25 protein-coding genes are annotated in these 23,677 nt (G+C 69.6%); 9 read left to right on the forward strand and 16 right to left on the reverse strand.

What is annotated here, in order from left to right:
- Positions 1 to 33 precede the first annotated feature (33 nt).
- The 3 genes from ispG to dxr are packed head-to-tail and all read right to left on the reverse strand — an operon-like array spanning position 34 to position 3,616.
- Positions 34 to 1,218 carry a flavodoxin-dependent (E)-4-hydroxy-3-methylbut-2-enyl-diphosphate synthase gene (ispG, locus tag G6N30_RS11020; protein WP_134052705.1) on the reverse strand — a complete coding sequence of 395 codons (1,185 nt, stop codon included), beginning with the start codon at positions 1,216 to 1,218 and terminating at the stop codon, positions 34 to 36.
- 8 nt (positions 1,219 to 1,226) lie between these two features.
- Positions 1,227 to 2,441, reverse strand: coding sequence for a M50 family metallopeptidase (locus tag G6N30_RS11025; RefSeq protein ID WP_134052707.1), 1,215 nt, complete (start codon positions 2,439 to 2,441; stop codon positions 1,227 to 1,229).
- Positions 2,438 to 3,616, reverse strand: coding sequence for a 1-deoxy-D-xylulose-5-phosphate reductoisomerase (gene dxr / locus G6N30_RS11030; RefSeq protein ID WP_134052709.1), 1,179 nt, complete (start codon positions 3,614 to 3,616; stop codon positions 2,438 to 2,440). The genes G6N30_RS11025 and dxr overlap by 4 nt, the downstream gene beginning before the upstream one ends.
- Positions 3,617 to 3,811: 195 nt before the next feature.
- Between dxr and G6N30_RS11035 the strand changes: the two genes are divergently transcribed.
- Both G6N30_RS11035 and G6N30_RS11040 read left to right on the forward strand, forming a co-directional pair.
- Positions 3,812 to 4,498: a fasciclin domain-containing protein gene (locus G6N30_RS11035; protein WP_134052711.1), complete on the forward strand. Its 687-nt coding sequence runs from the start codon at positions 3,812 to 3,814 to the stop codon at positions 4,496 to 4,498.
- Positions 4,499 to 4,624: 126 nt separating this feature from the next.
- The gene (locus tag G6N30_RS11040; RefSeq protein ID WP_134052713.1) at positions 4,625 to 5,221 is read left to right on the forward strand and encodes a fasciclin domain-containing protein; all 597 of its coding nucleotides are present in this window, start codon (positions 4,625 to 4,627) and stop codon (positions 5,219 to 5,221) included.
- Between the two features lie 47 nt (positions 5,222 to 5,268).
- On the opposite strand, the gene puuE is transcribed toward G6N30_RS11040, so the two are convergent.
- Positions 5,269 to 6,186: an allantoinase PuuE gene (gene puuE / locus G6N30_RS11045; RefSeq protein ID WP_134052715.1), complete on the reverse strand. Its 918-nt coding sequence runs from the start codon at positions 6,184 to 6,186 to the stop codon at positions 5,269 to 5,271.
- Between the two features lie 107 nt (positions 6,187 to 6,293).
- Between puuE and G6N30_RS11050 the strand changes: the two genes are divergently transcribed.
- Together G6N30_RS11050 and G6N30_RS11055 are read left to right on the forward strand one after the other, a co-directional pair.
- On the forward strand, positions 6,294 to 7,634 hold the full coding sequence (locus tag G6N30_RS11050; RefSeq protein WP_134052717.1) for a cryptochrome/photolyase family protein: 1,341 nt from the start codon (positions 6,294 to 6,296) through the stop codon (positions 7,632 to 7,634).
- Positions 7,635 to 7,706: 72 nt separating this feature from the next.
- On the forward strand, positions 7,707 to 7,961 hold the full coding sequence (locus G6N30_RS11055; protein WP_134052718.1) for a DUF2631 domain-containing protein: 255 nt from the start codon (positions 7,707 to 7,709) through the stop codon (positions 7,959 to 7,961).
- Here the strand turns inward: G6N30_RS11055 and G6N30_RS11060 are convergent.
- Positions 7,958 to 8,524, reverse strand: coding sequence for a hypothetical protein (locus G6N30_RS11060; RefSeq protein ID WP_234880102.1), 567 nt, complete (start codon positions 8,522 to 8,524; stop codon positions 7,958 to 7,960). The two genes, G6N30_RS11055 and G6N30_RS11060, sit on opposite strands and share 4 nt — an antisense overlap.
- A 117-nt stretch (positions 8,525 to 8,641) precedes the next feature.
- Positions 8,642 to 10,075, reverse strand: coding sequence for a WS/DGAT/MGAT family O-acyltransferase (locus tag G6N30_RS11065; RefSeq protein ID WP_134052722.1), 1,434 nt, complete (start codon positions 10,073 to 10,075; stop codon positions 8,642 to 8,644).
- Positions 10,076 to 10,252: 177 nt separating this feature from the next.
- Here G6N30_RS11065 and G6N30_RS11070 point away from each other — a divergent pair, with 177 nt between their 5' ends.
- Complete coding sequence (locus G6N30_RS11070; RefSeq protein WP_134052724.1) at positions 10,253 to 10,936, forward strand: DUF427 domain-containing protein; 684 nt, start codon at positions 10,253 to 10,255, stop codon at positions 10,934 to 10,936.
- Here G6N30_RS11070 and G6N30_RS11075 read toward each other — a convergent pair.
- Positions 10,923 to 11,843 carry an LLM class F420-dependent oxidoreductase gene (locus G6N30_RS11075; protein WP_134052726.1) on the reverse strand — a complete coding sequence of 307 codons (921 nt, stop codon included), beginning with the start codon at positions 11,841 to 11,843 and terminating at the stop codon, positions 10,923 to 10,925. The genes G6N30_RS11070 and G6N30_RS11075 overlap by 14 nt on opposite strands.
- Positions 11,844 to 11,960: 117 nt before the next feature.
- On the opposite strand from G6N30_RS11075, the gene G6N30_RS11080 reads away from it, so the two are divergent.
- On the forward strand, positions 11,961 to 12,893 hold the full coding sequence (locus G6N30_RS11080) for an LLM class flavin-dependent oxidoreductase (RefSeq protein ID WP_134052728.1): 933 nt from the start codon (positions 11,961 to 11,963) through the stop codon (positions 12,891 to 12,893).
- Here the strand turns inward: G6N30_RS11080 and G6N30_RS11085 are convergent, their stop codons facing one another.
- Positions 12,894 to 14,075, reverse strand: coding sequence for an acyl-CoA dehydrogenase family protein (locus G6N30_RS11085; protein ID WP_134052730.1), 1,182 nt, complete (start codon positions 14,073 to 14,075; stop codon positions 12,894 to 12,896).
- An 85-nt stretch (positions 14,076 to 14,160) separates the two neighbouring features.
- On the opposite strand from G6N30_RS11085, the gene G6N30_RS11090 reads away from it, so the two are divergent.
- Positions 14,161 to 14,643 carry an SRPBCC family protein gene (locus G6N30_RS11090; protein WP_134052732.1) on the forward strand — a complete coding sequence of 161 codons (483 nt, stop codon included), beginning with the start codon at positions 14,161 to 14,163 and terminating at the stop codon, positions 14,641 to 14,643.
- Positions 14,644 to 14,655: 12 nt separating this feature from the next.
- Here G6N30_RS11090 and G6N30_RS11095 read toward each other — a convergent pair whose 3' ends face one another.
- The 8 genes from G6N30_RS11095 to G6N30_RS11130 are packed head-to-tail and all read right to left on the reverse strand — an operon-like array spanning position 14,656 to position 21,917.
- Complete coding sequence (locus tag G6N30_RS11095) at positions 14,656 to 15,582, reverse strand: alpha/beta hydrolase (protein WP_134052734.1); 927 nt, start codon at positions 15,580 to 15,582, stop codon at positions 14,656 to 14,658.
- A gap of 8 nt (positions 15,583 to 15,590) precedes the next feature.
- Positions 15,591 to 15,998, reverse strand: coding sequence for a hypothetical protein (locus G6N30_RS11100; protein ID WP_134052736.1), 408 nt, complete (start codon positions 15,996 to 15,998; stop codon positions 15,591 to 15,593).
- Positions 15,995 to 17,518: a flavin-containing monooxygenase gene (locus G6N30_RS11105; protein WP_134052738.1), complete on the reverse strand. Its 1,524-nt coding sequence runs from the start codon at positions 17,516 to 17,518 to the stop codon at positions 15,995 to 15,997. Before G6N30_RS11105 ends, G6N30_RS11100 begins: the two co-directional genes overlap by 4 nt.
- Complete coding sequence (locus tag G6N30_RS11110) at positions 17,515 to 18,237, reverse strand: SDR family NAD(P)-dependent oxidoreductase (protein ID WP_134052740.1); 723 nt, start codon at positions 18,235 to 18,237, stop codon at positions 17,515 to 17,517. Before G6N30_RS11110 ends, G6N30_RS11105 begins: the two co-directional genes overlap by 4 nt.
- Positions 18,234 to 19,019 (reverse strand): HpcH/HpaI aldolase family protein, encoded by a 786-nt coding sequence (locus tag G6N30_RS11115; RefSeq protein WP_134052742.1) that lies wholly within the window; start codon positions 19,017 to 19,019, stop codon positions 18,234 to 18,236. The genes G6N30_RS11110 and G6N30_RS11115 overlap by 4 nt, the downstream gene beginning before the upstream one ends.
- Complete coding sequence (locus G6N30_RS11120; RefSeq protein ID WP_134052743.1) at positions 19,016 to 19,981, reverse strand: zinc-binding dehydrogenase; 966 nt, start codon at positions 19,979 to 19,981, stop codon at positions 19,016 to 19,018. Before G6N30_RS11120 ends, G6N30_RS11115 begins: the two co-directional genes overlap by 4 nt.
- Before the next feature lie 2 nt (positions 19,982 to 19,983).
- Positions 19,984 to 21,198: a cytochrome P450 gene (locus tag G6N30_RS11125; RefSeq protein ID WP_134052745.1), complete on the reverse strand. Its 1,215-nt coding sequence runs from the start codon at positions 21,196 to 21,198 to the stop codon at positions 19,984 to 19,986.
- Positions 21,199 to 21,212: 14 nt separating this feature from the next.
- Positions 21,213 to 21,917: an NIPSNAP family protein gene (locus G6N30_RS11130; protein ID WP_134052747.1), complete on the reverse strand. Its 705-nt coding sequence runs from the start codon at positions 21,915 to 21,917 to the stop codon at positions 21,213 to 21,215.
- A gap of 114 nt (positions 21,918 to 22,031) precedes the next feature.
- Here G6N30_RS11130 and G6N30_RS11135 point away from each other — a divergent pair, with 114 nt between their 5' ends.
- Together G6N30_RS11135 and G6N30_RS11140 are read left to right on the forward strand one after the other, a co-directional pair.
- Complete coding sequence (locus G6N30_RS11135) at positions 22,032 to 22,850, forward strand: SMP-30/gluconolactonase/LRE family protein (RefSeq protein WP_134055159.1); 819 nt, start codon at positions 22,032 to 22,034, stop codon at positions 22,848 to 22,850.
- The gene (locus tag G6N30_RS11140; protein WP_134052749.1) at positions 22,850 to 23,662 is read left to right on the forward strand and encodes a thioesterase family protein; all 813 of its coding nucleotides are present in this window, start codon (positions 22,850 to 22,852) and stop codon (positions 23,660 to 23,662) included. The genes G6N30_RS11135 and G6N30_RS11140 overlap by 1 nt, the downstream gene beginning before the upstream one ends.
- Positions 23,663 to 23,677: the final 15 nt, after the last annotated feature.

A 23,677-nucleotide genomic window follows, 5' to 3' on the forward strand; every position in this document is an offset into this window, starting at 1 on the left:
CCGAGGCGGTGACCCCAATCACCGCGTCGAGATTCAGCTTACGGTCACAACCGGCGAACCGCTGGCACTTCCCTCCGGGCTGTCGCCGCCGACGCTCTCGATCTCGGCGGCGATGCGCATGGCCTCCTCGATCAGGGTCTCGACGATCTGCGCCTCCGGCACGGTCTTGATGACCTCACCCTTGACGAAGATCTGGCCCTTGCCGTTGCCGGAGGCCACTCCGAGATCGGCTTCGCGCGCCTCGCCGGGGCCGTTGACCACGCACCCCATCACGGCGACGCGCAACGGGACCTCCATCCCCTCGAGCCCGGCCGAGACCTCGTTGGCCAGGGTGTAGACGTCGACCTGAGCGCGTCCACACGACGGGCACGACACGATCTCCAGCTTGCGGGGCCGCAGGTTCAGCGATTCCAGGATCTGGTTGCCGACCTTGACCTCCTCAGCGGGCGGCGCCGAGAGCGACACCCGGATCGTGTCGCCGATCCCCCGCGACAGCAACGCACCGAAGGCCACCGCGGACTTGATGGTGCCCTGGAACGCGGGACCCGCCTCGGTCACCCCGAGATGCAGCGGGTAGTCGCACTGTGCGGCGAGCTGTTCGTAGGCGGCGACCATGACGACCGGATCGTTGTGCTTGACGCTGATCTTGATGTCGCCGAAGCCGTGCTCCTCGAACAGCGAGGCCTCCCACAGGGCCGATTCCACCAGCGCCTCGGGGGTGGCCTTGCCGTACTTCTGCATGAACCGCTTGTCGAGCGATCCGGCATTGACGCCGATGCGGATCGGGATGCCCGCGTCGCCGGCCGCCTTGGCGACCTCCTTGACCCGGCCGTCGAACTCCTTGATGTTGCCGGGGTTCACGCGCACCGCCGCGCAGCCGGCGTCGATCGCGGCGAAGATGTACTTCGGCTGGAAGTGGATGTCCGCGATGACCGGGATCTTCGACTTCTTCGCGATGATCGGCAGCGCGTCGGCGTCTTCCTGCCGGGGACAGGCCACGCGCACGATGTCGCAACCCGAGGCCGTCAGCTCGGCGATCTGCTGCAGGGTGGAGTTGATGTCGTGGGTCTTGGTCGTGCACATGGACTGGACAGAGACCGGATGGTCACTGCCCACACCGACGTCACGCACCATCAGTTGGCGTGTCTTGCGCCGCGGCGCCAGCACCGGCGGGGGCGCGGGCGGCATGCCAAGCCCGATGACGGGGCCGGAAGTCATGAGGTCTCCTATTGGAACAACCTGATCGGGTTGACCAGGTCAGCGGTCACGGTCAGCAGCATGTAGCCGACCACCACCACCAACACTACGTAGGTGGCGGGCATGAGCTTGAGATAGTTCACCGGCGCCGCGGCCACCATGCCGCGCGCCGACCGGATCATGTTGCGGACCTTCTCGAACACGGCGATGGCGATGTGGCCACCGTCGAACGGCAGGAGCGGCAGCAGGTTCACCGCGCCGAGGACGAAGTTCAGCTGAGCGAGGAAGAACCAGAACGCCACCCACAGCCCGGCATCGACGGTGTCGCCGCCGATGATGCTGGCGCCGACCACGCTGATCGGGGTCTCGGGATCCCGCTCACCGCCGCCGATGGACTCCACCAGCGCGCCCACCTTGGTGGGGATCTTCGCCAGCGACTTGCCCAGTTCGACGGCCAGGTCACCGGTGAACGCGAACGTCGCGGGCACCGCCGAGAGCGCGTTGTGCTGGGTGGGCCCGAACTGCGCGGCCCCGATGCCGATCGCGCCGACCGTCGACGGCTGGTCACCGTCACCGGTGAAGCGCTGAGTCTGGGTGACGTCGACCACCTTGGTCATTTCCTGACCGTCGCGCTCGATCACGATAGGTGTCGGTCCGGACGCCTTCTGCAGGGTCACCCGGGCGTCGTCGAAGGTCGCGACGTCGGTGTCGCCGACCTTCACGATCACGTCGCCCGCATGGATGCCCGCCTCCGCGGCGGGACCGGGACCGGTGCACTCACCCACCTGGTCCTTGCTGACCTGCGGTGCGACACAGCCGGTTTGGCCGACGATGGCGGCGGTCGGCGGGTTCAGGTTGGGCAGCCCCCAGATCACCGCGATCGCGTAGATGAGCACCAGACCGATGATGAAGTTCATCCCGGGTCCGGCGAACAGGACCGCGACGCGCTTCCACACCTTCTGCCGGTACATGGCGTACGGCCGGTCCTCCGGTGACAGTTCCTCGACCGAGGTCATCCCGGCGATGTCGCAGAACCCGCCGAGCGGTACGGCCTTCACGCCGTACTCGGTGCTGCCGAGCCGGTTGGGCCGCCGGATCGACCACAGGGTGGGGCCGAATCCGACGAAGTAGCGCCGCACCTTCATCCCGGTGGCCCGGGCGACCCACATGTGCCCGCACTCGTGCAGCGCCACCGACACCAGGATGGCCAGCGCGAAGAGCACGATGCCGAGAGTGAACATCATCTGGTGACTAACCCTTTACTCGGAGGAGTTCCGGCCCGCTCGACGGCGCGCCCGGCGTGTTCGCGAGCCCAGCGCTGCGCGTCGAGGACCTCTTCCACGGTAGCGGGTTCCGCCGCCCACTGGTCGGCAGCGCGCAGCACCTCGGCGACGGTCTCGACGATCTCGGGGAACCGGATGCGGCCGGAGAGGAACGCGGCGGCCGCCTCCTCGTTCGCGGCGTTGTACACCGCGGTGAGGCTGCCGCCGCGGGTTCCCGCGTCACGCGCCAACCGCACCGCCGGGAACACCTCGTCGTCGAGCGGCAGGAACTCCCAGGTCGAGGCGGTGGAGAAGTCGCACGCGAGCGCCGCTCCCGGGACCCGGTCGGGCCAGCCCAGCGCCAGCGCGATGGGCAGCTTCATATCCGGCGGGCTGGCCTGGGCCAGCGTCGAGCCGTCGGTGAACGTCGCCATCGAGTGCACGATCGACTGCGGGTGCACGACGACCTCGATGCGCTCGTAGTCGATGCCGAACAGCAGGTGTGTCTCGATGAGTTCGAGGCCCTTGTTGACCAGGGTCGCCGAGTTGAGGGTGTTCATCGGCCCCATCGACCACGTCGGGTGCTTACCGGCCTGTTCCGGGGTGACCGACCGCAGGTCCTCGGCAGACCAGCCGAGGAACGGCCCGCCCGAAGCGGTGAGCACGAGTTTGGCGACCTCGCCGGCGCTGCCGCCGCGCAGGCACTGCGCCATCGCGGAGTGTTCGGAGTCGACCGGCACGATCTGGCCCGGCGCCGCGGCCCGCAACACCAGCGGTCCCCCGGCGACCAGCGACTCCTTGTTGGCCAGTGCCAACCGGGCGCCGGTGGCCAGTGCGGCCAGCGTCGGCTCGAGGCCGAGCGCCCCGACCAGCGCGTTGAGCACCACGTCGGCCGGTGTGTTCTCCACCAACCGGGTCACCGCGTCGGGTCCGGTGTAGGTGACGTCGCCGATCTGTTCGGCCGCCGCGGGGTCGGTGACCGCGACCGCGCTCACGCCCGTCTCGGCCCGCTGACGCGCCAGCAGATCGGGGTTCGCGCCGCCGGCGGCCAGTCCGACCACCTCGAACCGGTCGGGATTCGCCGCGATCACGTCCAGCGCCTGCGTGCCGATCGACCCGGTACTGCCCAGGATCAGCACCCGAAGTCTTGTGCCCACGCGCCCATTGTGCCGTCTGAGGCGCGTTCATCCGTAGTCCCGCCGGGGTGTGACGCGAATCTGACGGGTGACCGCTTCGCCCATCCGCAGGCCGCCGGCGCCCGAATCTCCCGCGTCAGACGTCGAGGCGGCACCCGCGCCGCATCCGACGACATCACGCGGCGCGAGGCCGCACCGACGAAGGGGACAGTGTCGATGAAGACAACGCTTACGAAAGCCGGGACGGCTCGCACCCACCGCAGCACCCTGGCCGCCGCCGGCCTGAGCGCGCTGGCGATCTTCGGTGTCGCGGCGTGTTCGAGCGAAGAGGCGCAGAGCACCGCGTCGTCGGCGGTCGAGTCCGCGACCGCCTCGGCGCCCACGTCGAGCGCGGCCGCCGATCCTGCCGCCAACCTGGTCGGTGCGGGCTGCGCGGCCTACGCCGAGCAGGTGCCGAGCGGACCGGGCTCGGTCGCCGGCATGGCGCCCGAACCGGTGACGGTGGCCGCGGCGAACAACCCGATGCTCAAGACGCTCAGCCAGGCGCTCTCCGGTCAGCTCAACCCGAACGTGAACCTGGTCGACACTCTCAACGGCGGCGAGTTCACGGTCTTCGCACCGACCGATGACGCGTTCGCCAAACTCGACCCGGCGACCGTGGAGACGTTGAAGACCGATTCGGATCTGCTCACCAGCATCCTGACCTACCACGTGGTGCCCGGACAGGCCGCTCCCGACCAGGTGCCCGGTGACCACAAGACCGTTCAGGGCGCCAACGTCACCGTCACCGGCGAAGGCGAGGCGCTCAAGGTCAACGACGCCGGACTCGTGTGCGGCGGCGTGCAGACCGCCAACGCCACGGTCTACATGATCGACACCGTCCTGATGCCGCCGGCGAACTGACCCCTCCCCCTCCCCCCCGCCTCCCCGGCGCGAGCAGACACAGAATCGCCCCGAAACGCGTGATCGAACGCGATTCCGCGTCTGCTCGCGCGAGGAAATCCACCATCACACAAAGGAGTGAGAACCATGAACATCAGCAAGAATCGCGTCCTCGGCGCCGGTTTCGCAGCGGTCGCCGCCGCAGGGTTGTCCCTGGGCGCGGCCGGCTCGGCGGGGGCGGATCCCGCCGCCGGCCTGGTCGGCCCCGGTTGCGGCGCCTACGCCCAGCAGGTCCCGACCGGTCCGGGTTCGGTGGCCGGCATGGCGATGGATCCGGTGGCGACGGCCGCGGCCAACAATCCCATGCTGACCACCCTCACGAAAGCGGTTTCGGGCCAACTGAATCCGCAGGTGAACTTGGTCGACACGCTCAACGGCGGCCAGTTCACGGTGTTCGCGCCCACCGACGAGGCGTTCGCCAAGATCGATCCCGCCACCATCGAGCGGCTCAGGACCGATGCGCCGCTGCTGACCAGCATCCTCACCTACCACGTGGTGCCGGGTCAGGCCGCGCCGGACGCGGTGGTCGGCACCCACAAGACGGTGCAGGGCGCCGACGTCACCGTCACCGGCCACGGGTCCGAGCTGAAGGTCGACGACGCCTCGGTCGTGTGCGGCGGCGTGAAGACGGCTAACGCCACGGTGTACCTGATCGACACGGTGCTGATGCCGCCGGCCGTCTGACGGCCCCCGGAGGGCAGCCCGGTCACCGGACCGGGCTGCCCTTTGGCTCATCCGGGCGGGAAGTGCTCGATCCAGTGCCGGGCGATGTCGGCGCGCCGGGTGATCCAGACCTTGTCGTGCGACTGCACGTGGTCGAGGAAGCGTTCGAGCGCCGCCGTGCGGGCGGGACGTCCGACGAGCCGGCAGTGCAGGCCGATCGACAGCATCTTCGGGCTTCCGGCCTCCCCCTCGGCGTAGAGCACGTCGAAGGCGTCGCGCAGATGAGTGAAAAACTCGGTGCCGCTGGGGAATCCGCCGGCGACCGCGAACCGCATGTCGTTGGTGTCCAACGTGTAGGGCACGACGAGATGGTCCCGTCCGTGCACCGCGGTCCAGTACGGCAGGTCGTCGGCATAGGAGTCGGAGTCGTAGAGAAAGCCGCCGTGCTCCACGACGAGGCGACGGGTCTGCGGTGAATCGCGGCCGGTGTACCAGCCCACCGGGGCGCTGCCGGTGAGCTCGGTCAACAGGGCGACCGCCTCCGCCATGTGCGCGCGTTCGACCTCCGGCTCGACGAGTTGGTAGCTGATCCACCGCAGGCCGTGACAGGCGATCTCGTCGCCGCGTTCGGTGAACGCCGCGACCGCCTCGGGGTTGCGCGCCAAGGCGAGCGCCACCCCGAACACCGTGAGCGGCAGGCCCCGTCGTTCGAAGACCCGCAGCACACGCCACAGGCCCGCCCGCGAACCGTATTCGTAGAACGACTCCATACTCATGTGACGATTCGGGAACGCCTGCGCCCCAACGATTTCCGACAGGAAGGTCTCGGATGCGGGATCGCCGTGCAGAACGCTGTTCTCGGCGCCCTCCTCGTAGTTGAGCACGAACTGCACCGCGATGCGGGCGTCGCCGGGCCAGCGCGGGTGGGGAGGACGGGGCCCGTAGCCCACCATGTCGCGCGGATAGTCGGCGGCGCTGGCAGTCATGGTGGGGATTCTGGCAGGCGTCGCACCAGTGCGCCGGGTCCGCGAGGGTCACGATTCCGTCATCGGCGCCGGGTTTCCCACGCCGGGCAGCGGGGCAGCAACTGGTCATGCCCACGGTGTTGTGGTTCCGCCGCGATCTGCGGCTGCGTGATCTGCCGGCTCTGGTCGACGCGGCGCAGGGTGACGGCCAGGTGCTCGCCTGCTACGTCCTCGACCCCCGGCTGCACAGGTCGTCGGGACCACGGCGGCTCCAGTATCTGCACGACGCGCTGCGCGACCTGCGCGACCAGCTCGGCGGACGGCTGCTGGTCACCCGGGGCCGCCCCGAGGAGCGCATCCCCGCCGTGGCGAGGCTCGTCGGCGCCACCGCGGTGCACGTCTCCGAGGACTTCACCCCCTTCGGCCGGCGCCGCGACGAGGCCGTCCGCGAGGCGCTGGGCGATGTCGCGCTGGAAGCGTCCGGTTCGCCCTACCTGGTGTCACCGGGACGCATCGCCAAGGGGGACGGATCGCCCTACAAGGTGTTCAGCCCGTACTTCACGGCGTGGCGCAGACACGGCTGGCGGGCGCCGGCGCAGAGCGGTGAGGAGACGGCCGGCTGGATCGACCCGGCCGACGTGACCGGCGCCGGAGACCTCGAGGCCGACATCCCCGACAACGGCGTCGCCCTCGACATCCCGTCGGGTGAGCGCGCCGCGCTGCAGCAGTGGCGAGCGTTCGTCGCCGACGACCTCGACGGCTACGCCGACACCCGCAACCGGCCCGACCTCGACGTCACCAGCCGGATGTCGGCGCACCTGAAGTTCGGCGCCATCCACCCCCGCACGATGGTCGGCGACCTCGGGCGCGGCGACGGCGCACAGGCGTACCTGCGGGAACTGGCGTTCCGCGACTTCTACGCCGCGGTGCTCTACGAGTGGCCGCACAGTGTGTGGTGGAACTGGAACACCGGGTTCGACGCGATCAGAGTCGACGAGGGCACGGTGGCCGAGGAACGCTTCGATGCGTGGAAGCGGGGCCGCACCGGATTCCCGATCGTCGATGCGGGCATGCGTCAGCTCGCCGAGATCGGATGGATGCACAACCGGCTCCGGATGATCGTCGCGTCGTTTCTGGTCAAGGACCTGCACCTGCCATGGCAGTGGGGGGCGCGCTGGTTCCTCGACCAGCTGGTGGACGGCGATATGGCCAACAACCAGCACGGCTGGCAGTGGACGGCGGGCTGCGGCACCGATGCAGCGCCCTTCTTCCGGGTGTTCAACCCGTCGACACAGGGCGCGAAGTTCGATCCCGACGGCACGTACGTGCGGCGCTGGGTGCCCGAGCTGCGCGAGGTGGCCGACGTGCACTCGTTGGGCGCCGACCGACCCGAGGGCTACCCGGCCCCGATCGTGGACCACGCCGGCGAGCGGGCCGAGGCGCTGCGCCGGTACGCCGAGATCAGCTAGGGCACGCCGGTTACGACACACCGTCGTATGTCAGAATGTGCCCAGTTGCGATTCGACTGTGAGGAGCACCCTGTGGCCAACACCGAGGTGGAACGACACACCGGCGTCGACGTCGAGGACGTGCCGTCCGCGGAGTGGGGCTGGAGTAAGGAGAACCCGCGGGTCATCCACATCGCACTGCTGCTCGGCGCCGCTTTCCTGCTGGTGATGCTCCGCGGCAACCACACCGGTCACGTCGAAGACGCCTTCCTCATCGGCTTCGCCGCCCTGCTGGTCGGCTGGGTCGCGCGCGACTGGTGGATGCGCCGTCGCGGCTGGACCCGCTAGCCGCCGGCCGCGATCAGGTCGGAGTCGACGGGGCGGTAGCCCCCACACAGCAACAGTTCGGTCTCGTCCGCGCCGTGCGGGCAGTCCGCCGCGGCCAGCGCGTGGCGTTTGAAGATCCGCGCCGCCGCGCTGAGCCGGTACCGCACCGGCTCGCCCCGGCCGCCCAGGTGATCCGGCCAGCGCCCACCGAAGAGCACCACTTCGGTGCGTCCGGACGTCAGCGCGCTGCGCACCTCGTCGCGTAGGCATCCGTCGGAGACCACCAGACCCGCCGAGACCGCCAGACCCACGGGAACCGCCTCGGCGGTGCCTTCGGCGCCGGGTCGGAGCCGGTGGCCCCGCACGCCCAGCACCTGCAGCGGGCGCAGATCGCCGGCCTCGAGCAGCCAGGCGTGGACCCGCCATCCGGCCATCGCCCGGTCGAACATCCACCCGCCCGCGGAGCGGACCACGTCGGCGGGATCGGCGCCCAGCACGTCGAGCCGGTACTCCAGCCGGGTCGCCGCCGCGCCGGCGATGCGCGAGGGGCGGTTCGCGTCGTCGATGAGGCGAGACTGGGTCACCACTGGCAGCTCCGTTCAGCGTCGGATGGATGGCCCCAGCGTGACACTATCGCGACGATCTGTAAAGTCTCGATTCAGTCGCCGAACATCACGGCCGCGTCGAGCGAGCCGGCGCGGTCACGGCGCGGCGCCCGCGAAGGGCAGCGCTGCGGGCACATCGGTGAGCGGGCCGGTGATCCCTGCCGCAGCACGTAATTCAGCGAACGACCGCACCATGGCATGGGTCGCCTCGTGCGGATCGTCGAGGGTCTGGTCGTCGGTGAGCACCGAGATGCTCAGCTGGTCGACGTAGCTCCACACGGTGATGTTCATTCCGCTGCCCACCACCAGCGGTCCGACGGAATAGATCTCGTCGACGGACGCGCCGGCGACCAGCCCGAGTTCGCGCGGACCCGGAACGTTGGAGATGGTCAGATTCATGATCATGCTCGATTCACGCCGCTGGGACTGCCACCGGAAGACGGGCGGGACCAGCCGCGGCGGCAGATAGTTCAGCCAGGATGCGATCACGGTCGGGCCGAGGAGGTGGTGGTTCTCCTTGGCGATCTGTGTCGCCACCGACGTCAACCGCACCCGCTCGAGCGGATCCTCGACGTGCACCGCCAACGACGGTGTCATGTAGGAGAACTCGTTGCCCGACAAACGGTCCGGTGAGGTGTTGAAGGCGATCGGCACTCCGGCGATCAGCGGTGCGTCGGCGCGCCCGTCGTAGCGCAGCTGCAGTTCGCGCAGCGCACCGGCCGCGGTCGCCAGCACGATGTCGTTGAGCGTCACACCGAGTGTGCGGGCCAGCAGTTTGGCGTCGGCGAGCGCCACCGGCGCGGTGGCGAAGCGGCGCGCCGGGGTGACGACGTGGTTGAGGAAAGTCCGAGGCGGCGCGAAGTTGCGCGCGAGATCGGGTTGGGCGCCGCGCTCCCTGCCCTTGCGGTAGACCTGCGACACCCCCGCCGCCGTGTCGCGGACCAGTGCGGGCAGTCGGCGGATCTGCCGCAGGTGGTCCTCTCCGGCCGCGCGCAGCAGTTGGGCCGGGCTGTGCGCCGTGTGGCCGGTCGAGTCGTCCTCGCACCCGACCGGGCCCTGCGGGGAGATCACGCGCGACATCTGATTGGCCGACGCGACCCCGTCGGCCAGCACGTGGTGCACCTTGTGCACGATCGCGACCCGGTCGCCGGTCAACCCCTCGACGACGTACATCTCCCACAGGGGTTTCGACCGGTCCAACGGTGTGCTGGCGATCCGGCCGATCAGCTCGTCGAGCTCACGCCGCCCACCCGGGGCGGGGACCTCGACGAAGCGCAGGTGGTAGTCGAAATCGATCGTCGGGTTCTCCACCCACATCGGATGGTGCAAACGCCCGGGGATCTCGACCAATTGCCGCCGCAGCGGGGGCAGCGCGAGGAGCCGGGGCGCGGCCACCTTCCGCACGAACTCGTGGCTGTATCCCCCGGCGACCTCGGAGATGTCGAGCACGCCGACCTTCAGCGTGTGCATGTGGATCTCGGGCGTCTCGCTGTAGAGCATCAGGGCATCGACGCCGTTGAGTCGCTTCACACTTCACCCCGTCCGTCGTTGTCACCATCGTGTGCCCCCGGCTGGCGAATCTCACACACTGTGTCACGCCGGCCGCCGCTGCGCCGCCCACACGATTCGGTCCGGCCGACGTCTCACGTGACAGTGAGGCGGTATTTTGTCAATCCACGAGCCCGACCACCGCCCGAGGAGCGCAGCATGACACTCACCGCCGGACGCGGTCCGCTGAGCGCCGATCCCGCGGGATGGTTCAGTCCCCCGCTGCCCGACGGCGCGGTCTACGCCGAACCGCACCCTCGGCGCGTCGTGGCGGTGCGCGCGGGCCGCACCGTCCTGGACACCGAGGACGTGGTGATGGTGCACCGCCGCGGTCACCCGCTGAGCTACGCGTTCCGGCCCGACGCCGTCGCAGATCTGCCGCATGAGCCCGCCGCGGAGGCGCCCGGATACGTCTACGTGCCGTGGGATGCGGTGGACACGTGGTTCGAGGAGGGCCGGGAACTCGTCCACTACCCCCCGAACCCGTACCACCGGGTGGACTGCCGACCGACCGAACGCGGTCTGCGCGTCACCGTGGCGGGCACGGTGCTGGTGGACACGAGGCGCACCGTGGCCGTGTTCGAGACCGCGCTGGCGCCGGTCCTCTACGTCGATCCCGCGCACGTGCGGGTCGACGCGCTCCGTCCGAGCGCCACCACCAGCTACTGCAACTACAAGGGGTGGGCGACGTACTGGTCGGCGGTGGTCGACGGCGCCGTCGTCGAGGACCTCGCCTGGTCGTATGCGGAGCCGTTCGCCGAATGCGCCGTCATCGCAGGGTTTTTCAGCTTCGACGCGACGCGGGCCGAGGTGCGCGCCGAGCTGCCGGTCAGCCCCGTTTGATCACCTGGGTACCGAACCGGTCGAGCACCTCCCGCGCATGGGCCACGCTGTCACCGGGGATCGTCACCTGAAGCCAGGTCACGCCCAGGCGCTCGAGCGCCGCGACACCCTCGAGGTAGCGGTCGGGGTCGAAGTCGTCGCCGCCGGGGTCGCCACCGCCGAGGTTGGTGAACGTGACGTCGATCGTGGCCGGGTCACGTCCTTCGGCGTCGCACCGGCGGCGCAGATCGTCGATCGCCTCGCCCAGTCGTGACACCGAGTCGAGGGGCGCGGTGCGTGCGGTCTGCGCCAGCACGGCGGGCGCCGGAAACGGACACCAGCCGTCGCCGAACGTCACGACGCGGGCGCGAGCCGCGGCCGTGTTGCCGCCGATCCAGATCGGCGGGTGGGGTGCGCTGAGCGGACGGGGATGAGCGGTGATGCCGTTGGCGCGGAAGTGCCGGCCCTCGAACGAGACGTCGTCGGACGTCCACACCGCGCGGATCACCGACAGCGCCTCGGTGAACAGGTCGGCGCGCTCCTCGTAGTCGACGCCGAGCGCGGCGAACTCGCGTTTGAGATAACCCACGCCGACCGCCAGCGTGAACCGTCCGCCGGAGAGCAGGTCCAGTGTCGCACCGGATTTCGCGACCACGAACGGGTTGCGGTACGGCAGCACCACGATGTTGGGGATCAGGCGCAGTGTCGTGGTGTGGGCGGCCGCATACCCCATCGCCACGAAGGGGTCGAGCGCGTCGTGTCCGCCCGCGTCGAGCCAGCGCTGGGTGGGCGCCGGGTGGTCGGTGAAGCCGAAGCCGGCGAATCCCGCCGCCTCCGCCGCCATCGCCACCGCGGCCACCCCTTCCCCGGTCACGAACTCCGGGTTGTAGGGATGGGTGTGCATGGGGTGGGTGATGGTGAAGTGCACCTCGCGCTCCTCGCTTCGCCGGACGGGCCGTCGGCATCGTTGTGCCGACCGTCTGATGAGAATACGATTCTCGTCGACGGCGAATCCCACTTTCGCCGAGGTGGGAGCACGCAGGTCATGGCGGATCTGGACGTCGGTGTCTATGTGCCTCAGATCGGATTCACCTACCGTGACATGCTGCACCGGGCGCTGCGGTGCGAATCCCTCGGCATCGGTTCACTCTGGCTCTACGACCACCTCTACGCGCCCGGCGCACCGGAGTACCCGTCGATGGAGGCCTGGACCCTGGCGACCGCGCTGCTCTGCGGCACCGAGCGACTGCGCGTCGGACACATGGTGCTGTGCAACCAGTTCCGGCATCCCGCCGTGCTGGCCAAGATGGCCACCACGCTCGATCACATCTCGGGGGGCAGGTTCCAGTTCGGCATCGGCAGCGGGTCCATCGAGGACGAGCACCGGCGGGCGGGGCTGGAGTGGGGTTCGTTCGCCGAACGGTCCGAGCGCCTGGCCGAGACGCTCGAGATCGTCACCCAGGCGTTCGCGATGGGCCGGATCGACGCACAGGGCAGGCACTACCGCGTGCGTGACGTACCGATCACCCCGGGACCCCGCGAGGGCGCCCGGCCGCCGATCGTCGTCGGTGGGGTGGGCGAGAAGTACACGCTGCCGCTGGTCGCCCGGTACGCCGACGTCTGGAACGTGCCCACCTACGCGCTCGGCGATCTGCGCCGCAAGGTCGAGGTGCTCCGCGGGATCTGCGCGGACGTCGGCCGCGACCCCGACACGATCGTGATGTCGGTCGAGGTGGTGATGGCGCTCGCCCGCGACGACGCGTCACTGCCCGAGGTCCGCAGGTTGGCCGAGAAACGTTTCGGCGGTAAGGGTTTCGGATTGCACGACGGTGGCCTGATCGGCACCGCGCCCGCGATCGCGGACCGCCTCCACGAACTCGCGGACATCGGTTTCACGCAGGTGGTGCTGTTCACCCACGACCGCGCCTCCGACGAGACCCTCGACCTGCTCGCCGGGGAGGTCATCGCGCGGCTGTAGTCAGCGCGGGGGCGAGTAGTTCGGCCGGCCGAGCCCGAGCGCGTGCTGGGCGATCATGTTGCGGAACACCTCGAGGGTGCCGCCGTAGATCCCGGTCGGTCCCGCGAGGCGGAACACGTACTCGGCGCCCCCGTCGTCGGCCGCACCCGGCGCCCCTGCCGGTAGGGCCGCCGCCGCGCCCAGGACGTCCATCAGATCCGGCGAGACGTCGCGCATCGTCTGGGCGATCGCCACCCGGCCGAACATCTCCGGCGTGCTCATCGCCGCCTCCATCCGGGCGATACCGCGACCCAGCCGGTAGGCCACCGAGGCGTCGTCGATGCGTCGGCGCCCCGCTGCGTCCGGCGTCGCCACGCCGGCCGCGACCCGGTCCACCGCGTCGGCCATCACGGTGATGTGCTCGGTCATGACCGCGATCTTCTGCAACCCGTCGGCGTCGCGTTCCACCGTGCCGTGTTCGACGTCGAGCGCACCGCGCAGCACCGACCACCCGGCGTTGACGTCACCGACGCGGTAGCGGTCGCTGATCCGGACGTCGCTGTAGTAGGTGATGTTGGTGCGGTCACCGTCGACGGTGCGGATCGGCTGGATCTCCACGCCGGGCGAATCGAGCGGCAGCAGGAACATGGTGAGGCTCTTGTGCTTCGGCGCTGCCGGGTCGGTGTTGGTGATCAGGAAGACGTAGTGCGCGTTCTGGGCATTCGACGTGAACATCTTCGAGCCGTTGACGATCCAGCCGTCCCCGTCGCGCACCGCCCGGGTCTTGCATGTCGCGACGTCGGAACCACCCTCGGGTTCGGTGTAGCCCAGGCACAGCCGCAGCCGGCCGGAGACGACACCGGGTATGACCTCGTCCGCGAGTTCGGGTGAGCCGAACCGTTCGACGGTGTGCGCCACCATCGCCGTGGTGCCCCAGTGGAACCACGGGGTGTGCGCCCGTCCGATCTCGAGATCCCAGATCCGCCGGCGCACCGGCGAGAAACCGCCGTCGGCCTCGCTGCGGTAGTCGGCCGCGAGATATCCCGCGTCGCCGAGCGCGAGGTGGACACCCTCGTCGAAGTTCTCGCCGGTAGCGCGGTCGCGCGCGCGCACCTCGTCGGTGACCACCGCGGCCAGGAACTCCCGCAGTTCGAGCTGGAAGGCCCGGTCCTCATCGGACAGGTCGACGACGGAGAAGTCCATTCCCTGAGCGTGACATTCGTTCCGCCGTCTGTAAAGGTGAGGGGACACCCGCGCCGCGGTCGGCGCCGCACAGGAAGGCAGGCTGTTGGGCATCGTCACGACCAGTTCGGACACCGCGTTCACCCATGCGCCCGAGGTGATCTACGACTTCGTCACCAACCCCGCGAACTGGACCAAGACCTACCCCGGCAGCAGCTACGTCGGCCGCCTCGAGAAGCTGCCGTTGCAGGTCGGTGACACCTGGGAGGAGGGTGGCCCCGACAGCGACAAGATCTTCACCTGGCAGCTCGCGATGGCCGTACGCCCGCGACAATGGGTGTTCACCTCGGTCGGCCGCCTGGGCCACGACCGGGATGGCAACGGCGGCATGGACGGCCGCATCACCGTGGAGTACCAGTTCACCGAACCCGGCGCAGGCGTCACGCTGTTCGGTAGGACGATGACGATCGAGGCGCCCAAGAGCGCCCCGATGCCCGACGGGTTCTTCCGGATCGTCAACCCCGCGAACATCGACCGCTACCACGCCGCGGTCGCCCGGGAACTCGACGCGCAGCGTGTCACCGCCTGACGTCATCGAGGGTCAACCGTGCAGAGCCCGCCTCAGGGCAGCGGTCTGCAGATCGAGCAGTTGCCGACTGATGTCCCAGTCCGGCAGCAGCGAGTCGAATCCGTGGCACGTCCCGGCGAACACATGCAGTTCGGTCGAGACACCGGCGTGGAGCAGGCGCTGCGCGTAGCCGAGCGCTTCGTCCCGCAGCGGGTCGAGTTCGGAGCAACTGATGAACGCCGGGGGCAGGCCGGCAAGGTCGGCGCTGCGCGCGGGAGCCGCCCCGCCGCCTGTGGTTCCGGTGTGGAGGTAGTGTCGCCACATCTGCTCGGCGGCGGGGCCGTCGAAGCCGGGTGTCGCGGTGAACTCCCGCCGTGACGGGGTGGGCTGGTCGTCGAGCACCGGTTGGTGCAACAGCTGGAACACCACGGGTGGGGCGCAACCCGTCGCGGCCGCCTGTGCCAGCCGCGCCGCCAGCGCTCCCCCGGCGCTGCTGCCCGCCACCGCGATCCGCGACGCGTCGACGCCGAGGCCGGCCGATTCCGCGGCCACCCAGCGCAGCACCGTCAGCACGTCGTCGAAGGCGGCCGGATACGGGTGCTCGGGGGCCAGCCGGTAGTCGACCGAGACGACGGTGCACTGCACCCGCCGGGCGAACTCGACACACTGCAGGTGGTCGGTGTCGAGGTTGCCCAGCACGAAGGCGCCGGAATGGCAGTACACCACCGGCGGTGCGACCCCGCCACGGTAGATCCGGACGCCCACCGTCTTCCGCTCGAATTGCGCTGTGCGGTCCTCGATGTCGACACCGGACGCGTCGATGGCGGCGGCGGCCTCGCGTCGCCGGCTGTCGAGTGACTGCCGGACCGCGTGCAGTGTGTTCGGCGACAAGTCGGTCCTGGCGGCCGCGAACCGTCGCAGGGCAGGGTGCAGCCGCGCCACCACATCGGGTTCTGTCATGTCCTGGCTCAATGCTCGTTCTGTGCGCCGGCGCCCGTCAGCGCGTAGGCCGCGACCACACCGAACAGCGATGCGCTGAGCGCGGTGGTGGTCCTGGTCCGCGCGTCGAGCGCGGGTGAGCGCAGCGCGGTGGCCACCTCGACGGCGGTCAGGCCGATCGTCGCTGCGAGTACCGATTTCGCGCCGGCGCCGCTGACCAGGATGGCGCCCAGCGCGGCTTCGCGCATCGAGTACATCTGGGTGAGGTGATGCCGCTCGGCGACGGTGTCCGTGGACCTGCTACCGGGTTCGGACGCCGACGTGCCGCTGAGGCGATTGGGCGCGATCGTGCCGACGATCCCCACTCCGAGCATGAGCGCGCCCATGACACCCTGGACGCGGCGGGAAGTGGAAGCACTGGCGGGAATGGTCATCATGGCGAGCTCCTCGTGAGGTCGGTGTGCGTGTGCACGGCGATGGGCGGTACGTGGGCCGGTGGGTCGAACGTGTAGTCGGCGGAGCGGAATCGCCGGGTGATCGCCCAGAACGCGCGGGCGCTGCGTGGCCACTGGGTGACCACGCGGCCGTTGGCCGCGCGAAAGTAGTTGCTGCACCGCGTGGTCCAGACGGTCCCCGACATCCAGCCGTCGATCTTGGCGATGTAGTCGACCATCGTCTGCGGCCGCACCGCAACATAGGTCCTGCCTCGGCGGCGCAGGTGCTTCAGCGCCCGCACGATGTAGCGGGCCTGCGCCTCGAGGATGAAGATCACGCTGTTGGACCCGACATTGGTGTTGGGCCCGTAGAGCATGAAGAAGTTCGGGAACCCGGGCACCGCCATCCCCAGATAGGCGTACGCACCGTCGCGCCACTTGTCCCGCAGCGGCCCGTCCTCGCCGACCACCTCGATCTGGCCCAGATAATCGGCCGCGGCATAACCGGTCGCACATACCACCACGTCGACGTCGAGCTCGGTGCCGTCCTCGGTGATCAGGCAGCCGGCCCGCAGGGCGCGGGCGGCACTCGACACGACCTCGACGTGCGGTTGGGTCAGGGCCTGCAGGTAGTCGTTCGCGAACACCAGCCGCTTGCAGCCCAACGGGTGCGCGGGTGTCAGGGCGCGCCGCAGGTCTTCGTCCGGCACCGTCGCCTCGAGCACCCGGGTGGCGATGCCGGTGAACTCCTGCGTCTTGTCGCTGCCGTGCTCGATGACCGAGATGTTCCGTTCGCTGCGCAACCACAGCCGCGTCCGGTAGATGCGCTTGGCGAGCGGGATGTGGGAGAACACCCACTTCTCGCGATCGGTGTACGGGCGGTCGGGTTTGGGCAGGATCCACGTCGGCGACCGCTGCACGGAGTACACCTTCGCGGCGACCTTGGCGACCTCCGGAAGCAGCTGTGCTGCAGTCGAACCCGTGCCCAGCACTGCCACCCGTGCACCGCCGAGGTCGACCGAGTGGTCCCACCGTGCGGTGTGCATCACGACACCAGTGAACGGTTCCTCCTCCACCAGGTCCGGCATCACCGGCTGGGTGAACATGCCGACCGCGGAGACCACCACGTCGAAGCGGTGGCGCTCACCGTCGGTGGTCAGCAGTTCCCAGTCCCGCGACACGGCATCCCAGCGCGCGGAGACGATCTCGGTGCGCAACCTCAGGTGGTTCTCGAGTTGGTGTCGGCGCGCACACGTCTCGAAGTACTCGAGGATCTCCGGTTGGGCCGACCACAGCCGCGACCAGTCGGCGTTGAGGTCGAAGGAGTAGGAGTACAGGTGCGACTTCACATCACAGGCCAGACCCGGATAGGTGTTGATCCGCCAGGTGCCGCCGACCCCGTCCTCGCGGTCGAAGATCGTGAACTGCTCGAATCCGGCTCTCTTGAGGAAGATTCCGAGCGCCAGACCGCCCGGGCCGGCGCCGATGACTCCGACGGACAACTGTTTCGCCAACGCACTCATCCGATCTGCAGGCTCTGGCCGCCGTCGACGACGAGTTCGCATCCGGTGATGAACGACGCCTGCTCCGAGACCAGGAACGCCACGGCGTCGGCGATCTCCCCGGGTCGGCCGATCCGGCCCAGGGTCGCTCTGGCCGCCAGCCTGTTCTGCGTGTGCGGATCGAGCATGGGGGTTTCGACGGGTCCGGGCAACACGGCGTTGACCCGGATGCCCGACGGCGCGAGCTCCGCGGCGGCCACCTGGGTCAGCCCGCGCAGCGCCCACTTCGAGGATCCGTAGGCGGCGTGGTGCGGAAAGGGCCGGATCGCACCGGTGCTGCAGGTGTTGACGATGGCGGCGCCGTCGGTCCGCCGCAGCTGCTCCACCACCGCCTGGATGCCGAGGAACGGTCCCAGACAGTTCACCCGCCAGCTGTTCTCGAAGCCCTCCGGCGTCTCGTCGACGATCGCCGCGCGGTGCAGGATCCCGGCGTTGTTCACCAGCGTCGTCAGCGCGCCGAACCGCTCGACGGTCTCGGCCACCGCCGCCGACCACTGCTGCGGTGAGGTGACGTCCATTCGAATCGGGATCACCGCCTCTCCGTATCCCTCGACACTGGAGCGCAGTTCGTCGGCCCGCACGTCGCAGGCGGCCACCCGGAATCCGTCGGCGTGCAGCCGCGCCACGATCGCCGCGCCCTGGCCGCGTGCCGCGCCCGTGACGAGGGCCACCCGGTTCACCGGTAACCTCCCGTGGTCTGTGCGTCAGGCGGTTCGGTGGCCTTCGCCTCGGCCAGGTGCACGGCCGCGCCGCGCCGCAGCGCCTGGGACTCCGAGGCGAGGGTGATCATCTGAAACCCCATGCGGGCCGCGTGGTTTCCGAGCGCACCCGTACCGGCGTGGACGCCGGCCACCAGATTCCCGGCGCGCGCGGCGGTCACGATCTGCGCCATGGCGTCGCGGACGTCCTGCCTGCGCCACGCCGACGTCGGGTCGTGGCCCATCGAGATGGCCAGATCGGCGGGGCCGACGTAGAGACCGCTCAGACCCCGCACCGCGCTGATGTCGGCGAGCGCGGCGACTCCGCGGGCCGTCTCGATCATCGCGAACACGTTCACCCGCCCCTCCAGCTCGGACGGGACATGCCCGAGCCCGGCCCGCAGCGGCCCGAAACTCCGCACCCCGGCAGGCGGGTACCGGGTCGCGGCGACCGCGGCCGCCGCCTCGCCGGCCGATTCGACCATCGCGATCACCACCGCGTCGGCGCCGGCGTCGAGCACCCGGCCGATCGGCGCGGCGTCCGCGGTGGGTAGCCGGACCACGGTCGCCACGGGCACGTGCGCCAACCGCCGCAGCATCATCGCGGCGGCGGCGTCGTCGAGATATCCGTGCTGCAGGTCGATGCCGACGTAGTCGTATCCGGCAGTCGCGAACTCCTCGGGCCCGATCGCGGTCGGGCCGACCACCCAGCCGCCGAAGATGGGCGATCCCGCATCCAGCGCGGCGTGCACCCGGCCGGTCATCCGACGATCGCGATCTTGACCCGGCCGGGAGTCGGCAGGCAGGCCAGTTCGAACGCTGACTGCACGTCGGCGACGCCGAACGTGTGGGTCACATAGGTGGGCAGCAGCGCGGGGTGGGTCCTGACGAATTCGTCGGCGGACGACAGCATCCGCCGGCGCTCGAGCGTGACACCGGATTTCAGGGTGAGGTTGTTGCGCAGCATCAGCCGCATGCTGATCGGGTAGGTGTCGTCGTCGGCGACGCCGAAGTAGAAGACCGTTCCGCCGAGCGCGACCGCCTCGATCGCATGGTTCAGCGTGGCCACCTGATGGCCGACGGCTTCGATGACCACGTCGGGCCTGTCCTCGCCGAGGTGGCTGAGCCAGCGATCACTGGTCGCCCGCACCACGGTGTCGACCCCGAACGTGGGTCCGACCGCGGTGCGGTCGATGGGGTCGACCCCGGTGACATGCTGGGCGCCCGCGGCTTTCGCGACGTAGGAGAACAACAGCCCGATGGAACCCTGTCCGATGACGGCGACGTGGCGGCCACTCAGGTCGGGAAGCTGTTCGGCCGCGTACAACACGCACGCCAGTGGTTGCAGCGCGACGGCGTCGTGGGGCGAAAGCGCGGGATCGTAGGCGGCCAGGCCTTCGCCGTCGGCGACGACGAACTGCATCAGACCGTCGAATCCCGAGGCCCAGCCGACGACGCGGTCACCCGGCCGGTGCGCCGGGTGCCGGCTCGCCACGACCTCGCCGACGATCTCGTGGATCGGGAAACCGTTCATCTCCGCGGCGCTGACGCCGGTGTCGCCGGGGAGCCTGCCCTTGGCACCGCGGAAGGCGGGCAGGTCGCTACCGCAGATCCCCGCCGACAGGAACCGCAGCAGCACCTGTCCGTCGCCGAGCCGATCCGCCGACGGCTCGGGCAGGTCCAGCTTCTCGAAGGTGTACGGCGCCACCAGCCGATACGCCCACACGGTCAGACCTCGACCGGCACGTTGTTCCAGCCCCACTGGAAGCTCGACGGCGGGCGCGACGCATGGTCGGTGTCCACGCCGAAATCCGGTACTCGCCTGAGCCATTCGGTGACCATGACGGTGATCTCCAGGCGGGCGAGGTGGACGCCGAGGCAGAAGTGCTGTCCGCGGCCGAACGCCAGCATCCGCTCGATTCGCCGGTCCCAGACGAATTCGTCCGGCTCGGGATACTCCCGCTCGTCGCGGTTGGCCGACGCCAGCAGCGTGATGACGCGCTGTCCGGGTTCGATGGTGGTGCCGTGAATCGTGAACGGTTTACGCACCGTGCGGGCGAACCACTGCGCGGGTGCGCAGAACCGGATCATCTCCTCACGCGCCACGGGTACGTTGGCGGCCGGATCGGCGCGCACCTGCGCCATCTGAGCCGGCCGGCGTTCGAGCTCCCACAGCCCGTGGGCCACGATCTTCGGCACCGTCTCGGTTCCTCCGATGAAGACACCGAGCATCTGCACGGCGGCCTCCATGTCGGTCAGCGGTGTCCCGTCGGGTTTGCGGTAGTCGAGGAGCGCGTCGGCGATCGGCATGTCCGCACCGGACCGGTCGGCGCGCCGGCGCTCGACCAGCGGGGTCAGGTATTCGAGATAGCCGGGGCGGGCATTGGCGACGTCGACGCCGCTGCCGGGCTGGGCCAGGCTGCCGGCGTTCACGGTGGCGAGTACGTCGGAGGCGAGTTCTGTGGGCAGGCCCAGCAATTCGCACACCATCGTGGCGGCGACCATTCCGCCGTAGTCCTGGGTGAGGTCGAACCGTCCCTGCGGCAGCAGTTCGTCGAGGCGCTCGCTGGCCAGTTCCCGGATCCGGTCGGCGAGCCGGCTGACCGACCGTGGCCGAAAGGGCCCGGATGTGCACCGCCGCACGTCGGTGTAGACGGGGGCGTCGAAGTTGGCGTGGAACGGCATGGGAGACAGCGGCGGATCCGGTACCGGGCCGCTGTTGTGGGTCCCCAGCACCGCGGTCGACGGCAGGGTGCCTTCGGAGGCGACGAATGTCCCGTCGTTGACCTCGAGCACGTGCCAGATGTCGTCGAACCGCGAGAGCGCGTAGGTGTCCCACTGGTCCACGTAGTAGAGCGGGTACTCGTCGCGCAATGTCCGGTAGAACGGCAGCGGGTCGGCCATCACGGCCGCGTCGAACGGATCGTAGGAGAACGGTCGCATCAGCGCTGCCCCGTTCACTGCAGCGGGGAGGGCGGTAGGGCCTGCAGGATGGAGTCCTCCCACCCGTCGCGCAACGCAGGCGCGACGCTCATCCAGGTGACGATCTCCGCAGGAGGGCTGTCCTTCCACGACGGATAGTGCTCGGCGAAGCAGTCCCATCCGCCGTCGAGCGCCCAGTAGTGAATGACCTCGTTGAATCGGAAGGTCGTGATGAACGATCCGAGCCAGCGCTTACCGGTGCGCTCCGACCACGGCACGTAGAGGCGTTCCAGTTCGCGGATGTAGTCGTCCTGGCGGCCGGGTTTGGTCTGCATGATCTCCTGGATCACCACGCCCGCACCGAATTTCGCGTCCTGAAGTTGGGCGAGCGTGCGGTTGCTACGGCCGGCGTACATGATCCGGCCCTCGCCCGAGGAGCCGGTCTCGGCCAGGAATCGCGACCAGGCGGTCGCGGCGTCGGCATGGGTGCCGCCGGCTCGTTGCGCCGTGCCGATGCGGGCGTAGTCGGCGAATGCGTCGATCTCCCAGATGATCGTGACCTGGGGCCAGTGCCCGTTGTACGGCGTGCTCTCCCAGATCGCGAAGAGCCGGGCGCCGAGCTCGGCCATCATCGGGTGGTAGACGTTCTGGAAGGTCTCGGTGAAGCGATCACTGCGTCCCGACCCCAACGCGATCGTCTCGTGGAGGTAGAGCAGGGTGTGGCTGTAGTACTTCTTCATGGCGCGCCAACGCCGCAGGTGGTTGACAGTGGCACCTAGGGAGCGTGACACTTGTCGCGTGTTTTGTAAAGGTGTGATGTGACGGCACGCGAAATCGCCGACGAAGCAGGGCTCGTGGCGCTCGAACCACTGGCCGACGGGTTCTGCTTCGGGGAGGGCCCGCGATGGTTCGAAGGGCTGCTGTGGTTCTCCGACATGCTGGGCGAGGCGGTGCACACCGTCGACCTCAGCGGGTCGATGACCACCCTGGCGCTTGCCGGCCACGCACCGTCGGGACTCGGTTTCCGCCCGGACGGGTCGCTGCTCATCTCCTCCTCCAGGCACAGGCAGGTGCTGCGCTATGACGGTGAGACCGTCGCGGTCGTCGCTGACTTGACCGGCCTGGTGCCCGCCGATCTGGGGGACATGGTCGTCGACGACGCGGGCCGCGCCTACATCGGGTCGCAGGCGCGCAAGGACGGGGTCATCGTCCGCCTCGATCCCGACGGAACACCGACGGTCGTCGCCGACGAACTCGACTTCCCCAACGGGATGGCGATCACCGAGGACCGCACGACGTTGATCGTCGCCGAATCGACCGGGCGGCGCCTCACGGCGTTCCCCGTCGACGCCGACGGCAGCCTGGGTGCCCGCCGGGTCTTCGCCGACGGACTCGACGGACCACCCGACGGCATCGCGATCGACGCCGAGGGCGGGGTCTGGACCGCGATGACCCTGGCCCACCAGTTCCAGCGGGTGGTCGACGGTGGCGACGTGACCGATCGCCTCGACGTCGGTGAGCGCATCGCGATCGCCTGCGCGCTGGGCGGCCCCGAGCGGCGCATGCTGTTCCTCGTCACCGCCACCGACGCCTACCCCGAACGTCTTTCGGGCACCCGGCTGGCGCGCATCGACACCACGATCGCCGACATCGCCGGGGCGGGGCTGCCCTGATGTCGGATTCGTACTACGAGTTCGTCGGTGCGGACACCTACGGCGAGAAGTTCGTCGCCACCGATCTCGTGCGCAGCACCTGGTCGGCGGCGATCCAGCACGCGGCACCGGTGTCCGCGCTGCTGGTGCGCGCACTGCAACGCTGTGAACCGCGCGACGACACCCGGCTGAGCCGCGTGATGGTCGACCTGCTGGGCCCGGTGCCGGCTGAGGGCGACCTCTGGGTCAGCGCGCACCTGGAGCGGACGGGTAAGCAGATCGAACTGGTCAGCGCGCAGATGTCGGCGCCGGGCCCCGACGGCGCACCGCGGCCGGTGGCGCGGGCGAGCGGATGGCGGCTGCAGCAACGGGACACCACGGAGGTGGAGCACGCGGGCGCACCCCCACTGCGCCCGGTGTCGCAGGCCCGCAGCCGCGACATGGCGAAGGACTGGGACCGCAACTACGTCCACAGCCTCGACTGGCGCTGGCTCACCAGACCGCTGAACGACGGGCCGGGCGAATCGTGGATCACTCCGACCGTCGACCTCGTCAAGGGCGAAGCGATGACACCGCTGGAGCGGTTGTTCGCGGTGGCCGACGACGCGAACGGCATCGGCGCGAAACTCGACATCCGCCGGTGGACGTTCCTCAACACCGACCTGGTGGTCCATGTGCACCGGATCCCGGAGGGCCGGTGGATCGGCATCCGGGCCGAAACCAGTTACGGGCCGGACGGAATAGGCACCACGAGCGGGACGCTCTTCGACGAGAGCGGCCCGGTCGGCGCGATCCAGCAGTCGGTACTGGTGCGGCCACGACCCAGCCCGTAGCGCCTAGGCTGGTGC

The sequence above is a fragment of the Mycolicibacterium litorale genome, assembly GCF_010731695.1.
GTDB lineage: Bacteria > Actinomycetota > Actinomycetes > Mycobacteriales > Mycobacteriaceae > Mycobacterium > Mycobacterium litorale.

Bases quoted from the DNA above. Each gene is read 5' to 3' on its own strand.
- ispG (WP_134052705.1), bottom strand. From the start codon at position 1,218: ATGACTTCCGGCCCCGTCATCGGGCTTGGCATGCCGCCCGCGCCCCCG.
- G6N30_RS11025 (WP_134052707.1), bottom strand. From the start codon at position 2,441: ATGATGTTCACTCTCGGCATCGTGCTCTTCGCGCTGGCCATCCTGGTG.
- G6N30_RS11035 (WP_134052711.1), top strand. From the start codon at position 3,812: ATGAAGACAACGCTTACGAAAGCCGGGACGGCTCGCACCCACCGCAGC.
- G6N30_RS11040 (WP_134052713.1), top strand. From the start codon at position 4,625: ATGAACATCAGCAAGAATCGCGTCCTCGGCGCCGGTTTCGCAGCGGTC.
- puuE (WP_134052715.1), bottom strand. From the start codon at position 6,186: ATGACTGCCAGCGCCGCCGACTATCCGCGCGACATGGTGGGCTACGGG.
- G6N30_RS11050 (WP_134052717.1), top strand. From the start codon at position 6,294: ATGCCCACGGTGTTGTGGTTCCGCCGCGATCTGCGGCTGCGTGATCTG.
- G6N30_RS11070 (WP_134052724.1), top strand. From the start codon at position 10,253: ATGACACTCACCGCCGGACGCGGTCCGCTGAGCGCCGATCCCGCGGGA.
- G6N30_RS11080 (WP_134052728.1), top strand. From the start codon at position 11,961: ATGGCGGATCTGGACGTCGGTGTCTATGTGCCTCAGATCGGATTCACC.
- G6N30_RS11085 (WP_134052730.1), bottom strand. From the start codon at position 14,075: ATGGACTTCTCCGTCGTCGACCTGTCCGATGAGGACCGGGCCTTCCAG.
- G6N30_RS11095 (WP_134052734.1), bottom strand. From the start codon at position 15,582: ATGACAGAACCCGATGTGGTGGCGCGGCTGCACCCTGCCCTGCGACGG.
- G6N30_RS11100 (WP_134052736.1), bottom strand. From the start codon at position 15,998: ATGATGACCATTCCCGCCAGTGCTTCCACTTCCCGCCGCGTCCAGGGT.
- G6N30_RS11105 (WP_134052738.1), bottom strand. From the start codon at position 17,518: ATGAGTGCGTTGGCGAAACAGTTGTCCGTCGGAGTCATCGGCGCCGGC.
- G6N30_RS11115 (WP_134052742.1), bottom strand. From the start codon at position 19,019: ATGACCGGCCGGGTGCACGCCGCGCTGGATGCGGGATCGCCCATCTTC.
- G6N30_RS11125 (WP_134052745.1), bottom strand. From the start codon at position 21,198: ATGCGACCGTTCTCCTACGATCCGTTCGACGCGGCCGTGATGGCCGAC.
- G6N30_RS11130 (WP_134052747.1), bottom strand. From the start codon at position 21,917: ATGAAGAAGTACTACAGCCACACCCTGCTCTACCTCCACGAGACGATC.
- G6N30_RS11140 (WP_134052749.1), top strand. From the start codon at position 22,850: ATGTCGGATTCGTACTACGAGTTCGTCGGTGCGGACACCTACGGCGAG.